General features: G+C 44.8%; 10 protein-coding genes. 2 read left to right on the forward strand and 8 right to left on the reverse strand.

Going from position 1 to position 16426, the window contains the following annotated elements:
• Nucleotides 1–250: 250 nt before the first annotated feature.
• From RJ47_RS01430 to RJ47_RS01440, 3 genes are read right to left on the reverse strand one after another with little or no spacing between them, the layout of a single operon-like run.
• The gene (locus RJ47_RS01430) at nucleotides 251–3310 is read right to left on the reverse strand and encodes an efflux RND transporter permease subunit (protein ID WP_039480719.1); all 3060 of its coding nucleotides are present in this window, start codon (nucleotides 3308–3310) and stop codon (nucleotides 251–253) included.
• A complete protein-coding gene (locus tag RJ47_RS01435; RefSeq protein ID WP_039480720.1) occupies nucleotides 3307–4362 on the reverse strand; it encodes an efflux RND transporter periplasmic adaptor subunit in 1056 nt (351 codons plus the stop codon). Before RJ47_RS01435 ends, RJ47_RS01430 begins: the two co-directional genes overlap by 4 nt.
• Nucleotide 4363: 1 nt before the next feature.
• Nucleotides 4364–5440, reverse strand: coding sequence for an efflux RND transporter periplasmic adaptor subunit (locus RJ47_RS01440; RefSeq protein ID WP_052237889.1), 1077 nt, complete (start codon nucleotides 5438–5440; stop codon nucleotides 4364–4366).
• 184 nt (nucleotides 5441–5624) lie between these two features.
• Between RJ47_RS01440 and RJ47_RS01445 the strand changes: the two genes are divergently transcribed.
• Nucleotides 5625–6350 (forward strand): TetR/AcrR family transcriptional regulator, encoded by a 726-nt coding sequence (locus tag RJ47_RS01445; RefSeq protein ID WP_039480722.1) that lies wholly within the window; start codon nucleotides 5625–5627, stop codon nucleotides 6348–6350.
• A gap of 69 nt (nucleotides 6351–6419) precedes the next feature.
• Here the strand turns inward: RJ47_RS01445 and RJ47_RS20745 are convergent, their stop codons facing one another.
• The 3 genes from RJ47_RS20745 to RJ47_RS01460 form a co-directional block, all read right to left on the reverse strand.
• Nucleotides 6420–8180: a hypothetical protein gene (locus RJ47_RS20745; protein WP_072036308.1), complete on the reverse strand. Its 1761-nt coding sequence runs from the start codon at nucleotides 8178–8180 to the stop codon at nucleotides 6420–6422.
• Between the two features lie 364 nt (nucleotides 8181–8544).
• Nucleotides 8545–9870: a sensor histidine kinase gene (locus tag RJ47_RS01455; protein ID WP_052237890.1), complete on the reverse strand. Its 1326-nt coding sequence runs from the start codon at nucleotides 9868–9870 to the stop codon at nucleotides 8545–8547.
• A 26-nt stretch (nucleotides 9871–9896) separates the two neighbouring features.
• Nucleotides 9897–10601 carry a response regulator transcription factor gene (locus tag RJ47_RS01460; protein WP_005474552.1) on the reverse strand — a complete coding sequence of 235 codons (705 nt, stop codon included), beginning with the start codon at nucleotides 10599–10601 and terminating at the stop codon, nucleotides 9897–9899.
• A 731-nt stretch (nucleotides 10602–11332) separates the two neighbouring features.
• Here RJ47_RS01460 and RJ47_RS01470 point away from each other — a divergent pair.
• Nucleotides 11333–12028 carry a hypothetical protein gene (locus tag RJ47_RS01470; protein ID WP_038136635.1) on the forward strand — a complete coding sequence of 232 codons (696 nt, stop codon included), beginning with the start codon at nucleotides 11333–11335 and terminating at the stop codon, nucleotides 12026–12028.
• A gap of 79 nt (nucleotides 12029–12107) precedes the next feature.
• On the opposite strand, the gene fusA is transcribed toward RJ47_RS01470, so the two are convergent.
• Both fusA and RJ47_RS01480 read right to left on the reverse strand, forming a co-directional pair.
• A complete protein-coding gene (gene fusA / locus RJ47_RS01475; protein WP_039480728.1) occupies nucleotides 12108–14129 on the reverse strand; it encodes an elongation factor G in 2022 nt (673 codons plus the stop codon).
• A gap of 282 nt (nucleotides 14130–14411) precedes the next feature.
• Entirely contained in the window at nucleotides 14412–16412 is a 2001-nt protein-coding gene (locus tag RJ47_RS01480; protein ID WP_039480731.1) for a HAMP domain-containing methyl-accepting chemotaxis protein, read from the reverse strand.
• Between the last annotated feature and the right edge of the window lie 14 nt (nucleotides 16413–16426).

A 16426-nucleotide genomic window follows, 5' to 3' on the forward strand; every position in this document is an offset into this window, starting at 1 on the left:
ATTCTCATGAGCTATTCAAAGTGGAATTCATTACATTTTTGTCATTAGCTATATCTACCTTGGTATCAGAGTTAACTGCGAGTTTTGTTATTAATGAATGATTTCTATGATTAAGTAACTGAATCAACTTATTTATTGTTTTACTCAACCTATTAATACTTTGGTCTAAGAGAAAAATAAGTCGTTATTATAAAAAAGCCCAGTCAATGACTGGGCTGGCTTAATACGAATCGGTATTCATTCCATGAATTTATCCGGCAGTGGATGGGTTGATTCGATAAAATATGGCAAACAGGACAGGCACGACAATTAGGGTTAATACGGTGGCAAAACCAAGCCCAGCCATGATCGTTATCGCCATAGAGCCAAAGAAAGCATCAAATACCAACGGTATCATGCCTAAAATCGTTGTGAGTGCTGCCATACTGACTGGCCTAACTCTTGAAATCGCGCTATCAAATACCGCTAAGTAAGGGTCTTTGCCTGTCTCTAGCTCGATGTTAATTTGATCCAATAGTACGATTCCGTTTTTCAATATCATCCCACTTAGGCTTAATAGACCCAAAAATGCGGTGAAGCTAAACGGCATATCGGTCGCGAGTAAACCAATTGACACACCAATCACCGACAACGGCACAGTCAACCAAATTACTAATGGTTTTCTTAACGAGTTAAACAACAGCATGGTGATGATAAACATCAGTAAGTATCCCATTGGAAGAGAGCCAAACAATGCCTGTTGAGCATCCTTGGATGATTCGTACTCTCCTCCCCATGAGATTTGATAACCTTCCGGTAAAGGGAGTGCCTCTACCTGAGGGCGAATACGAGAGAACAAACTCGCTGCCGTTTCATCTCCTAATACGTCATGATCGGCAAGAACGGTCAAAGTTCTTTTTCGATCACGGCGCTGAATCAACGGCTCTTGCCACTCAAGCTGAACACCATCAATCACCTGCTCTACGGGGATATACGTCTGTAATGATGGACTCCAAATCTTAACGTTAGCGATAGATTCAAAGTCCACTCGCTCTTGCTCTGGTAAACGAGCAATGATTGGCAGCATCGTTGTTCCATCTCGAAGAAGGCCGATTGGCGTTCCGCCAAATGCCATTTTCAATGTTTCTGAAACCTCTTGTTTTGAGATGCCTAAACGTCTTGCCTTTGATTCATTGAATTGCGGTACCAACTCTTTGGTTCTTTCACGCCAATCATGACGTACGTTTCGAGCGCCTGGATCAGCATTTAGAATATCCTCGATTTCAACAGCGATATTGCGTAACACTTGGGGATCGGCGCCAGTAATTCTTGCCTCGATTTTTGATGCCGGAGAAGGGCCAAATTCCATCAGTTTGAACTGGAATGTCGGCTGCACAAACTCAGCTGAAAGCTCGGAATCCAACTCTTCAAGCAGCACAAACATGGCGTCACGGTCATGTGTTCTCACTTGAATTTGGGAATACGCCTCATAGCTTTTTTCTGGTTGGTAGGTTAAGGCGAACCGCTGCAAACCCTGTCCAGTCGTGGTAGTAACAAAATCAACGTTGTCTTTCGCGCGGATGAACTGCTCTACTTTCTGAGTCTCAGCCAATGTTTGGCGGATATCCGTCCCTTCAGGCATCCACACGTCGACATAAAACATAGGGGTATTTGACGGTGGAAAGAACGACTGCTTCACCGCGCCAAATCCAATTACAGCAGCCACAAGTAAGCCCACCATACTCGCGACGGTCAACCAACGGAAACGCAGGGCTAGCTTGAGGATGGATCCAAAGATAGTAAATAACATACCTTTATAGGGGTCGACCTCAACATTGCTCTGTTGCTTTTCTTCTTTGAGTAACAGATTCGCGAGGAAAGGCGTAAGCGTTAGGGCAGTGATCCAACTTAGAAATAGCGAATAGCACAGTACCCAAAACAGTGAGCCCATAAACTCACCCGTCGCGTCTTCAGACAACCCAATAGGGGCAAATGCGGTAATCGCGATGACGGTAGCACCAAGCAAAGGCCACTGAGTCTGCTTGACGATATCAACCGCAGCCTGAAGTTTGGTTTTTCCCTTTTTAAGGCCAACCAGTATCCCCTCTACGACCACAATCGCGTTGTCGACCAGCATCCCTAATGCGATGATCAAAGCACCCAACGATATCCGGTGCAATTCGACATCATTTTGTTTCATCATGATGAAGGTACCAAATACCGTAAGTAGCAAAACGACACCGATGATAATGCCACTGCGCAGTCCCATCGCGAACAGTAGCACGATGATCACAATCCCAACGGCTTGACCTAAACTCACAATGAAGTCATCGACTGATTTGTCAACTTCTGCAGATTGATTGTAGAAGTAATTGATTTCGACGCCAGCAGGTTTGATGTTTTCAAGGCTTGCGATTTTAGCCTCTAAGCTCTTTCCGACTTCAACAACATTGACCCCAGCACCAAAGGAAACCGCGAGGTTTATCGCAGGCTTACCGTTATAAGTGACAATATTGGACGGCTTCTCCTGAATCCCGCGTGATATGGTTGCAACGTCTTTAAGTCGAATTAGATTACCAGTATCTCTACCATGAATGATTAGGTCTTGAAGCTGCTGCTCCGAATTCATTGTGCCATTGGGGCGGATCGTGAGCGACTCACCGTTCACCATCACTTCGCCCGCAGATTGGACGCTGTTTTGCTGTGTCAGCAGCCCCACGACCGTATTCATGTCGAGGTTTAATGCCGCCAATCTCTCCAATGAAATCTCAACAAATAACTGCTCTTGTTGGTCTCCTGCGATGGCAACTTTACCCACACCATCGACCAGTTCTAGCTCTCGGCTTAGGTAGTCAGCGTATCGTTTCAACTCAATATAGTCGTATCCTTCGCCGGTGAGCATCAGCATGATGCCGTACACGTCGCCAAAGTCATCTAAGATTTGAATTGAGTTCACACCGCTGGGCAAATTAGGCCGGAGATCGTTTATCTTACGACGCATTTCATCCCATATTTGAGGGAGCTCATCCGGTCCATATTCCATTTCCATACTGACCATGATTTGAGACATTCCATTGGATGAAGTCGAGGTAATTCGGTCTACATAAGGGAGCTTGCGGATCTCTTTTTCTAACGGGTAAGTTAGCTCCTCTTCAACTTCTTGGGAGGTTGCCCCCGAATAGGTCGATATGATCATCGCGTCTTTGATGGTGAATGCCGGATCTTCTAGGCGACCTAAGTCCATAAATGAGGTGTATCCACCAATCGCAAGGATGACGAGAAACAGCCAACTAATGACTTTATTTTTGATTGAATACTCAGCAATATTCACAGCTGCGCTCCTTTTATTTCCATTCCTTCACGGAGCTTCCGTAGGCTCGAATTAACCAGCACGTCCCCTCGCTTAATGCCATCGAGCACAACAGCGCCTTTGCCATTGATCTGATCAACCGTGATTTGATGTCGGTGTACTCTATTGTTTTCAAGTTTCCACACGTAGAATTCACGCTGTTGATCTCCCGCTTCGATAGCGGTTATCGGCAGTTGATAAGCCTGAGACATTTGCAGTCCAGCCTCCATTAGGTCCACAGCAATCTTAGCGCCCGTGCCAGGTAGAATTTCATCTTCTACTTGAGGCATTGTTAGCCAAAATTCATAGGTTTGACTCTCTGGGTGGAGTTCACTGGTATGCTCCAAGTAATGCATTTCATACTCGCCTTCATGTCCAGAAAATGTCGCTTTGGGTTTGTAACCTCTCGACCCAACCTGTGGCCTCAGCATAGCGAGCACTGAGTCTGAAACACTCACTTTGACGTAAACATCATCACGTCGATAAACCGTTGCGACGCTCTCGCCAGGCTGGATAACTTCATGTTTTTGTTTGATCACACTCGAGACTACGCCGCTAAACGGTGCCTTAAGCCGCGTGTAACTGATCCGAGATTGGGCTAATCCGAGATGCGCATTGGCCAACTTATAGTTAGCTTGGAGCTGATCAAGTTCCGCTTTAGATATCATCTTGCTCGCATGCAACTCTTCACCACGTTTGAACTGCTTTAAAGCAAGCTCAAAACGCGCTTGAGCATCAGTGAGGTTTTCGCGGTGCTTGCTGTCATCCAACATGGCGATCACTTGTCCCTTCTCCACATGATCACCTTCTTGCACCATGATTCCGATGATTTCACCCTCAAGACGAAACGCCAATGGAGTCAACTCCGCCGGTACCACTTGACCATTGAAACTCCGGTGTTGAGTTGCAATGGGCGCTTGAACATTGAATGTTTCGACCGCCGTTCCATTTTTGCTGCGATGCTCGACCTCTGGTTTGCACCCCATCAGCGTGGCAACAGCGAGGGTTAGCACTGCTAGCTTGGAAAACTTCATGTTAAATTCCCCCTTCCTTCGTCCATGCTTTTACTCTTTGTCCCTCAACCAAACGGTCGACACCCGCCTCTATGATGAGGTCACCTGCAGACAAACCAGACACGAGCTTGCCATTTGAGTCGAACTGAACATCAACTCGGCTGATTGTTTCCGTCACCTGGTCGAACAAGAACAGTTCACCCGTCTGATCAGTTCGGGCAAGCCACGCACTGTCAGCAATACTTAGACCTGTCGATTGGCGCGAATGAGACGCATGGACTTGCGCGGCCATTCCTGGGAGTAAATTCATCGTTTTCGGTCGTTCCATTGTCACGGTCGCTGTATAGCTGTTGGTGTCAGGATCGGGTTGAGTCGATATCTCTTTGAATACAGCAGGTACGTGGAGCTCGGGGCGGCTATCCATCGTGACGGTCAGCGGAGAAAACTCAATATTCTCTAAGCCGTTTTCTTCAACGTATGAAACAGGCACGGTAAACACAACGTCTAACTCTTGGTTATTGATGATATTGAGCACTGGCTGTGAAGCTGCTACAACTTGATGCTCTTTAGCGAAAGTCATCGATATTACGCCATCAAACGGAGCAATAATCTTCGTGTATTTAAGATCAGCTTGTGCTTGCTTTAGGGATGCCTGAGCAGCTTTGTACTGAGTCTCCGACTGGTCATAAGTGTCGGTACTGATGAGCTTTTTCTTATACAGCTGTTTTGCGCGTTCAAACCCCGTCTTGGCTAATTCAAACTCTGCGTGTTTGGCATCCAACGTCAATTGGTAGTCATTTGGTTCAAGCAAAGCCAGAACTTCTCCTTTGCTGACATTCGCTCCCATTTTCACGTTGAGAGATTCGATTTCTCCTGCCACTTGGAAAGACAAAGACGCTCTGTCGGTCGCATCGATTTTTGCAATGAATGAATCCTGTGCGCTCGCATTCAATTCAGGCACTTGCCATAGCTTTACTGGCGTAATCACCGGTGTGGCAATTTCAGAGTTGGCTTGATTGCAACCAACGAGCATTGAGCCTAGTAATAACGAGGCAAACCAATGCGTTGCTTGCCTTCGATTTATCGATTTTATGATCATATCCAATCCCATAATTACATATTGCACAGGTGTGCAGTATATTAAATTCATCACTGAGTTCAATATTTATTTTCCATGTGTGCAGTAAAAATTTCTGTTATGCTCCTATTAACACTCACGTAGTTAATGAAATATCGGCCCATTTCTGGTAGAAATACCGCGTCCCAAGTGATTGATAGAGAAAATGGTAGAAAGAAAACAAGGTCGCCGTAGCGCACAAGACGCTGAGAAGACAAAATGCGAAATCATGAGAGTTGCTACCGAGCTGTTTTGCGAGCTGGGGTATGAGCGTGTCTCTTTACGAAATATCAGTGATAAAGCAGGCGTGTCACACAGCTTGATTCGTCACCACTTTGGTAGCAAAGAGCAGATTTGGTATGCGATAAGCGATGGTTTGCACAAGTATATGGAAAACTATCTGCATACCATTCTCGATAACATTCCCAAAGACGCAAAAGCGAATGTAAAGCTGTATCTTTTTTCGGTACGGTTACTTGCCCACATGCTGATTGCTAAGCAACCCATTCAGCTCATTGCCGATGCGGTACGCCAAGAAGACGCCTTGTTTGATTATTTTATCGACAATACTGGCGAGATTGAGGCATTAGTGAACAGTATTGCTGACGAGTACAATGAACAGTACCCAGAGACACCCGTGAAGATTTGGGAAGTGAAATGGCAAATGATCATGTTTGCCCATTCAGCTGCAAGCCTTGCGCCGTTCATGGTAGAAACGTGGCGAGACGAAACCAAAGATTTTGACCAATGCTTACTTAACCATTGGGGCATGTTCAATCACATGATGGCTTGCCGCTTCAGTATTCCACAAGAAGAAAGGTTAGCTCCGAGCAAAGTCGAAGATTTGGTGTTTGAGGTTTCTTGCCCTATCGAACAAAAAAATGATTGTTAGGCTGCCATACTTTATTTGGCAACATCATGAAAAAAGACGCTACCAGGTAGCGTCTTTTTCGTCTCTAAATTAGTGATGGTGAAGACTCATCATCGCCTCACGAGTAGAGAAAGTGTCATGTTCGCTATGGCGAGCTGAACGCTTCTCTTTTTTGGGTAAGTTGGCCAATTTGTTTGCCAACGCGGCGAAGCCAGACACGTTTTCATTCGCGTAGATATCATCTAGCACCGCTTGTTTATCAAACGAACCCAATAATGCCTCTGCTGCATAGTAAGGAGCCGTTCCCGTCGACAGCTTACTCATATCGTAGCCTAGCTCATTCAAAATCCAGAAGACCGATGCGCCCGTGTCGTAGAATACTCCCCATGCGTACTGCCATTTGACCTGATCATGGTCAGCAAACTCAGCTTTATCGAATCCATCACGCACAAAGGTCTGGTCAAAATCCCCGAGATGATTGACGGTTGTCACGTCAACATACCGCGCTCCCCCTTCAAACAACTCCTGACCTAGCCCCATGTTTCTCACGAGACCTGTCGAATCAAGTTCCATTTGCTTGTGCGTTAACGCGACGTATTGCTTAAGTTTCTTTCTCAGCGCCTCTTTACTCAATGACTTGTCAGGTAAACCACTGAAAATTTTCTGACTAATCAGCTTGAGTTCGATTTGTTTTGCATCTAACGGATAGTTGTTTATATCTTGTTTATACCAGTCAGGATATTTCACGTTTTTACTTTGATAATGATGGAACATCTCATGTACATTTAACGCAATTGAATAAGGCTTGGTTTCGCCAGTGTGTATAAATTCACCATCTATGTAACGCTGAAGATAATATTTAACACCTTCAAACTCGTAATCAAATTCGTAAGCTGTATTTCCGCCATTTTCTGGCTTGAGCTTATCAGCGGCAAGATGCATATTTGTATCGTATCGATAGACGTCTAATCCGAAGTTTTCATTGTGTCCTAACTTTTGATAGTCTTCCCCGACTTTGGTCGGTCTAATTAAATATGCTTTTTGCGAATTACCTTTCCCATCGTCTTTCAACATATACAGTGGCGTATTCGCGTAGTAATTTCCATAATCGAACCAAACTTTCTCAGACTTTAATATTTGTGTCGCCTTACTAATTTGAGCGAGCATGATTTTATCAATATTATCCGTCAATGCTGTTTCCGGATCTTTATTGTATTTGCCAAGCCCATAGAGTTCTATCTCTCCCTCGCTCATGTAGTGCATACCGTCTGCTGGAGCTTGTTCAATAGTGAAAAAATAAAATTCACTTGGTTTTGGTAACCCCATATCTTTGTAATAGTCGATGTAGGGTTGGTGCACTAACGAATCCTTTGGATAGTCCGTTGCTTGTTTGTCGCCATTAGACCAACTGTGCACGCCAATCTTTGCACCATGAACGATGGTGCGCTTGACGCCAGCGACAAACAAATCCGTCCCGCCCGACGCAATATGACCCGATGATTTGATGACAGAATCTAAGTTCTTCGCTCTCACCTGCCTTGCCAAAATTAAGTTTGCGTTATCGTTAATCGAACCTTCAATTTTGACAAAGTTGAGAAGCGATACATTTTTGTGAGTATTCATCATGTCAGCAAAAGCTTGTGGAGAACCACTACATATCGTCCCGGATAAATCTGCGGTTGTCCCATTGACCGTGAATGTTAACGCTTGTTCACCTGGGTCGAGTTGTTCGCTACACACAGATTGAAACACCGATTTTTTTGCATTATGTTTAGTTGGTTTGGAATTTCCGCCACCATTATTACACCCAGCCAATATAGCAACGCTTAACAGAGCCAATTTCATTTTCATTGTTATATCCCTACTTAATAAGTTCGGCAGTATGACAAAGATTCATTAGAATTAGTTCATCAGTTAATAGCGTTGCTTACATTCAATTACGTTGAAACAATAATAAGCCCCTCCCCCTTACAAGGCATTACAAATTGGCTTATAAACGATGGAACTAATGGGAAAAATAGAAAGCCATTTTTTCTAGTCATTAAACTATTACGTTTAATTTATTGATAAAATTTAGGTTCGATAACTCACTATTAAATACTAATCACAAGCGAGTGAAATAAATTCTCGCGCTGAAAGAAATAGTTCAGCGCGAAGGTGATGAAATAAGAATGTGATTCGCTAAAGAGCTTGGAATAAGTCTGATTCTAAGAGGTCAAACTGGCTTGCTTTCTTTTGGGACAATAATGGTAAATCGAGCACCACCTAAGTGACTTTGGTCGACAGAAATCGTCCAGTTTAAGATCCTTGCAGCGTTATTGGCGATGGCAAGCCCCAAACCAAAACCACCATCATTGGCATTCCTACTTTTATCTAAGCGAGCAAACGCCAAAAATATCTCTTCCCGTTTATCTTCTGGGATTCCTTGGCCATTGTCCTCAACATCAATAGTCCAACATGTGGGGTACTCATGCAGTGATACTTCCACAATACCATTACCATATCGCTCTGCATTCTTGATTAAATTATCCAACACCAACTTGGCCAGTGCCGTAGGGAGCGACACCTCATCGAAGAGCATATCCGGGTCGAGATGTAGCCGGGTTTCACAGCCAGCGATCATGCTAAGTCGGTCTCGACAAAACTGCTTTAGCGAGATGGCAATAATTTCAGTTTGATCCTTAAGACCTACCCGATTGTTCAATTTTGAAAGCTGCAAAATATCGGACGTGAGATCCGCAATATCCTCAATGTAATCGTCAATGTTATCGAACAATTGCTCGCGATTTTGGCAATCTTTTCTCCTCGCTAAATCGCAGGCCATTTGGATTCTGCTTAAAGGGGTTCGCAACTCATGAGGGATCGCGTGGGCGAAGACATGACTTTGTTTTACGCGTCGCTCTATGTCTTCAGCCATTTCATTGAAGCTTTCTGACACCTCTTTAACCGGTGACATTTGATAGGGCTCTGAGCGTACGCTTAGTTCGCCACGACCAAAACGCTCTTGCGTTTCGATCAGTTGATTGAGGCGAGCATTCACACGGTACACCGGTAAATAGATAAACAACCCTAGAGCGACGCTCATCGTGACAAAAAGGGCAACAATAAAGTGAATTTCACGATCTTCGTACCAAGGAATGGCATCGACATAAGGGTCGTCAATCTGCCTGATAACAAGATGTTTATCAGAGTTAGGAATGGGTAGCGCGGTGAGAAACAGGTCATACTCATCGATGTAGACCTTGATGCCTTGTGAGCTGTAATGGATAGTACATCGGTCACACAGTGATTGCTCTTCATTCCAGTTAGAAAGAAGCGACAAGGTATAGTCGTAAAACGTGAGTTCATTAAAGCGATTTAGGCGCTCATATAACCCGTGTCGCTCGTAACGACTGTTTGCATAACGCTGAGCTTGGTGCACCCCATCATCGACAAAAAGATCAATATCTGCCTGACGTAAATATCCAGCTCCAAAATGCATAAATACAACAAAGGTTAACACTAACCCAACCAAGCTCTCTGTGTACAAACTTGTAAACATAGAGCGTGACCTTGCCATTTTTGCAACTACTGGCATGCAGCGCTACTCACGAGTTTATAGCCTTGGTTGCGAATAGTTTTGATCGTTGCAGTGAACACTTCGGCTTGAATCAACTTCTTACGTAAACCTGATACTCGCATATCTATCGAGCGGTTATTTACGTTGTACTCAATTCCTCGCGCAAGGCGACAGCAATGTTCGCGAGAGACGGTTTCGCCAGCGTTTTCGATCAAGAGTTGGAGGATTTCAAATTCAGAGTTGGTGAGGCTGATTGGTTTTTGGTTGTAATAAGCGGTTTGGTTTTGACTGTTAATGACAATGCCGTGAGCATCTGAAACGTGACTAACTTGCTCTAATTTCTGCTGCCTTTGATAGCGCCTCATCAAAGCTTCGATGCGCGCCACTAAAATATGACCTCTTACCGGCTTGGTCACATAGTCATCGGCACCGAACTTAAACAGACTGACTTCGCTCATTTCGTCTTCTGCTGCCGTTAACACCATGATCATACCCGTATAAAACTGACGAGCCTCATTGCAGATTTCGGCTCCCGACTTACCCGGCAACATCAAATCCAAAAGCACGAGATCTGGCTTATATTCTTGGATTTTATCAATCGCTATTGAACCATCCTCTATCGCTTCGACTTCGTAACCTTCTGCTGTTAGGTACATTTTGGTCAGTTGAGAGATATCCCTATCATCCTCGATCAATAAAATCTTTGAATTCATCTACCTATACTCCCACATTGACATTTGCGCGCAGTATATAGCAAACAATAGACGTATCAAAACAACCCATAGACGCCAGTAATATCTTAAGTAAGGAATCCCTTACACAACCCGACCAACATCACTTGTAAATGCAACAGCTTACAATATGATGCTCCTTTAAAATGGATAGTTAATTATTTAAATTAATAAAACAAACACCACTCATCACCAAAACAGATCAATTAGCAAAACATATGAACACAAAGGAAAAACAGTATGTTTACATTGTGATTAATTGAGGCCGTTTATTCGTACTGTAACTCTATTTTTACGATTTCCATTCTTACTAATGAGACAGTAAATTGTCGAATATTTGCTTACAAATGATGGCTAAACCCCTTACAAATACTTACATAAACGTATTTACCGTATTGAAACACGCTATATAGGAGCGATAACCAGAGGATTTATCAAAAATAGTTAATAACTACCGCAAAACCCATCAAATTCAGTCGATAATTCGTTATAGAGATGTAATAAAACCATTTTTGTTACTTACAATCACGACAATTAGACCAATACGCATCCTGATGAATAATTGCCAATTATCTCTTCTGTCAATACTATTCCCCACCAGATAAGCCGCCTCCAATAACATCACATTTGTGTTGAGATATACGACGGCTTCATAGGTATCAATGTCACTGCTCTTATCAGGAGCAGCCCCAAACACTTAATTGGAATCTAATATGAAAAAGCAATTCGTGATTTTACTTTCTGCTCTTGGTCTTAGCGCATGTGGTAGCCTTGCCATTATGGACAAGTCTGAGGCAGTGAAAGCTCAACCTGAGATGCTGATTAAAACAGACGGTGACCTTTGGGGCCTTGGTGGCGACGGTGAGTTTACACTCGGTGGTCTATACGAAGGTAAATACTCTCGTGATGCTTCATCATCGACTTGGTTTAACACAGTGTCGACTAAAGATGGCTCAATGGGCGCAGAAATCACCCGTAAAGATAACGGTGAATCTTGGATTCTGAGCTGCTCTGGCGGTGGCACTTCCGTTAGCGTAGGCATGATGCAATTTGGTGGCAACGCTCCTTACACATGTGACATTACTTCGAAAGGTCAATCTGTGGGCAACTTCACCATTGCAGGCGAAGAGAAGATGATCGATTTCGGCACGGCGAAAAAAGAGAAAGGTCACATCGTTGTTAACGGTAAACGTTTCGATGTAGAGACTGTTCATACAGGTTCTAACCTAATGATGCCTCTTGAAAACCCATTAGGTTACAGCTTCAAACTTAACGGCAAAGAAGTCGCAGCCGTTCAAACAAACGGTGTTCTAACGGTACAGTGGTTACCTGAAATGACTCAAGAGCAGCGCGATGTGTTGGCCGTTGGCGCTATCGCAAGTGCGCTTAGCTGGAGACCTGCAGAGTAAACCCGTAACAAACGATAAGATTGAATAAAAAAACCAGCTAACATGTTAGCTGGTTTTTGCTTTTTAGCCCGAAGAACAGTTAAGCGTCTGATGCTTCACTGCACACTTTATCCTGCACCGACGTCGGTGCTGGCTCATAATGGCTAAGCGTCATACTGAAACTCCCCTCACCTCCCGTTAAGGCTCTCAAACGTCTCGCGTAATCTTGTAACTCATTGATTGGCGATTTTGCTTTTAGTAGTGTGAATTGGTTTCCTGCGGAATCTGCGCCTTCTATCAAGCCACGATTCCCTGATAAATCACCCGAAACATCGCCGACATTCGCCGTCGGAATGAGCAGCTCCATCTGCACAATCGGCTCTAACACGATGGGATCGGCTTTTAACACAGCATCAAGAAACGCTTTTTTGCCCGCAATTAAGAACGCGATCTCTTTAGAATCGACCGAATGGTACTTGCCATCAAAGACCGTCACTTCAATATCTTTGATCGGGTTGCCAGATATCGCACCTTCTTCGAGAGCCTGGCGAATCCCCTTCTCGACCGCAGGAATCAACGCCGTTGGTATGGCACCACCCACCACTTTGTTGACAAACTTAAATCCCGCACCTCGTTCTAATGGTGCAACGGTCAATTTCACTTCCCCAAACTGACCCGCGCCACCACTTTGTTTTTTGTGGCGATAATGCCCTTCCGCTGGTTTGGTGATCGTCTCAAAGTATTCGACACTCGGTTGGCTTGTTTCAACGTGCAGCTTATAAACGCTGACCATCTTCTCTAGCGCCACCTTAAGATGAAATTCCCCTTGTCCGCTAATGATCGTTTCATTTGTTCTCGCGCGATGTTCAATACGCAGAGAAGGGTCTTCACTGGCAATCTTGTGTAAAACATCAGACAACTTCTGTTCATCACCACGCTTAATAGGTTTTAGGCACAGTGAGTACATTGAATCTGGCAGGTGGAGAGTTTTTAAACTGACGCCATCTTCGTCATGGGAGTCATGCACGATCGAATCAAACTCCAACTCATCCACCTTAGCTAATACACATAAGTCTCCAGCGAGCGCTTTGGATATTTCGTGACGTTCTTTACCTTGAAGCTGATACAAGTGTCCGACTTTAAACGGTTTATTGCCATCGCCAATGAAAAGTTGAGAACCAGTGTTAATTTCCCCTTGGTACAACCGAATATACGCCAGTTTGCCCAAGTACGGGTCGACACTTACCTTGTAAACATGCGCGACACTGTGTTCTAGCGTTTCACAGTTCACTTTGATCTGCTTGCCCGCTTTCTCAAGCAATGGAGGATTACCCTCATTGGGCATCGGCATGATTTCACTTAAGGTTTGCAGCAACAATTCGACCCCAGCCCCCGACTCAGCGGAAACAAAACACACCGGTATCACATGACCTGTTCGCAGCGCCTCTTCAAATGGATCATGGAGCTGCTCTGGAGTAAGTGCAGAACCTTGCTCAAGGTAGATTTCCATCAAGTCTTCGTCAACTTCAATCACTTGGTCGATTAACGTCTCGTGGGCGGATTCTACATCACTAAACAAAGTAAGTTGGTCAGTCTGAGGCGCAAAGTAACAATCCACCACATCGTTCGAATCTTGTGAGGGTAAATTTATCGGCAGGCAATGCTCACCAAACTGTTGTTGAATCAACGCCATGATCTGAGACAGCTCACTCTCGGCACTGTCTATCTTGTTGACGATGATCATCTGGCATTTTCCCTGTTCACGCGCAAACTCAAACAAGCGATCGGAGGTTTGATTAAGGGGCATTTTCGGATCAATAACCAGTGCGCTGGTTTCAACGGCGGGGAATATACTCAATGTTCGACCCAAGAGCTCGTTTTGTCCCGGAGTGTCAATAATATTGAGTCGATGCTTTTGCCAACTTAATGCAACGGGTGTCGCCTCTATACTGTGTTGGTATTGGATGGATTGAGGGTCAAAATCGGTAACCGTGTCGCCTTTTTCAACACTGCCCAATTGGGTGGTTTCTTGGCAAGCGAAGAGTAGTTTTTCAATCAGTGTCGTTTTGCCACAGCCTGCTTGGCCGACAAAAGCGATGTTGCGAATCTTATTGATAGGCATAGAGCCTCCTAGCAAAGTAACGTGGTGGAATAACCGATAAGGTCACGAACTGCGTTGGAGTTTGGCGGGATTACCGCCGTGTCGTCTTCCAGGTCATTTTTCGGATGACTCTATGCATAAGCACTCCATGTGGGCGATAGAGTGTTTAGAATGCAATAATAACCATATTTATTTTGTGACTTATTTCATGCGAGGCGAATCCTAGCCGTCTAATTTATGAGCAAGTATAAAAAAGCCGAACTCCATCAAAGTTTCGGTGTTCGGCTTTTGTTCTTGCTGGGATTAGGCAATTTTGAATTGCGCCATTTCCTGATTCAATTCTCTCACTTGCTCAGTCACTTGCTGTGAGACCTGATTTGAAGAACTGGAAATGTTGGCAACGCCTTCTACGGACTGATTCACTTGCGACATTAATGAGTGAATTTCTTGCGTTGCTTTCGATTGCATTTCAGCAGAATGAAGCAAGTCGTTCATCTGTTTGTTCAACTGCTCGATTTTCTCTGTGGTCGCATTTAACATGCCGTAGGCTTGCTCGGTATGCGATGCACCATCCTCTGCTAGCACTTTGCTGCTGTCGATTTCGCTCACTACTGCCGCGGTAGACGATTGAATCGCATGAACAATGTTATTGATTTCCGTGGTTGATTCCGTTGTTCGTGTTGCAAGTAAACGCACTTCATCAGCAACGACCGCAAAACCTCGTCCATACTCGCCTGCACGCGCCGCTTCAATGGCGGCGTTTAACGCAAGCAGATTGGTTTGCTCTGCAAGCCCTTCGATAACTTCTGTCACGCGACCAATGGCCTCACTCTCTTTGCTCAGTTCGGCCACTTGCACACTCGCTTTCTCGATCGTTTGATGCAAAGCCGTTACCGTTTGCCTGTTTTGCTCAAGCGCTCGCGATCCGACCTCAATTTGGCTTTTCGACTCAGACAAGTTATCGACCGACAACTTAGCATGGTTGGCCGTATCTGCCGCCGAATGACTGACGTCTGACACTTGCTCACTCACAAGTGACATGGTCGACATCTGCTGCTCAACTTGTGCAGAAGTGTTGCTGTTCGCTTCTTGAAGCGTTGTCATGCTTTCCGTCACGATTTGGGCTTTGTTGGTCACTCCACGAACAATGTTTGAGAGCGCATCGTTCATCTGGTTAATAGAGCGAGTCAGGCTTGATAACTCATCATTGCCATCCACCGTAAGTTTCGCTTGAGAGACATCCCCCTTGGCAATCGCTTGAGCACGCTGCGACACGATGGCGACACGTCGCCCAATGCTCTTACCCATATAAGTTGAGACGGTTAATGCCACCAGCACAATCACCACAGCCGATCCAAACAGCAGCTTAACCACGGCAGACACCGAACTAAAGATTCCAGCACCACTAGAATCGGCTTGATTTTGCTGGCGCACGATCAAGGCTTCTAGCGAGCCATTTAACCCCTCGACTGCGGGAATCAGCTCCGCAGCCATTTTCTGATTCGCCATATTCCAGTTTGGCGCTTTTCGTAACTCTATCACTTGCTGGGCTATCGGCAGGTAAAGCTGCTGCATTTCTTTAAACAGTGACCACAAACTTAAATCGCTGTCAGATAACAACGCTTTCTTGGAATCAATTTCTGCCACAAACTTATCGTGAGATTTGAGAAGATCTTGATACTTTTCTAAATGTTCCGGCTTGCCATATTGGAGGAAGTCACGCATTGATGAAAGCGCATTGGCAAGTGAGGTATAGCTGTCGGCGTAAAGACGAAACAAGCGCTTTCTATCTCCGCCTTCTTTATTCCCCGCCTCGTCGTTGATTAAGCCTTGGATTTGATCCAATGCCACTTCAGCAATTGGGGCGGCTTCATTTAAAAACAGGGAATGCGCAGGTAAGTTCTCATCAGAATGGCTGAGATCTACTATCTCTAACACCAGTTGCTTGAGTGTTTGCCAACGTACCTGAATCTGTTGATAGGCTTGCTCTTCGAGCAAAACTTCAAGTTTAGGCAGGCTCTCTTCCACCTCTAAGATGACGGCATCTAGCTGTGTTTTTTGTTGCTCACCAAGCGCTTCATCACCGCCAAGCAACATGTAGGCGCGCAGGGTTGAAATGGTGGCTTGCAATGACTGCTGAATTGAACGCCCCGTATCGACGGTGGGTAAATCGGACTTGAGCAACGACTCGGTGTGCAACCCTACCGTGTTAACACTGCGGTAAACAAAAAGCGCTGAAACGATAAAAAGTACTGCAAGCGACAGAAAACTGAACTGTAGCTTCCCTGATATCGAGAGTTTCATCCTAATAACTCCTA

The sequence above is a fragment of the Vibrio sinaloensis genome (assembly GCF_000808535.1).
Classification (GTDB): Bacteria; Pseudomonadota; Gammaproteobacteria; order Enterobacterales; family Vibrionaceae; genus Vibrio; species Vibrio sinaloensis_D.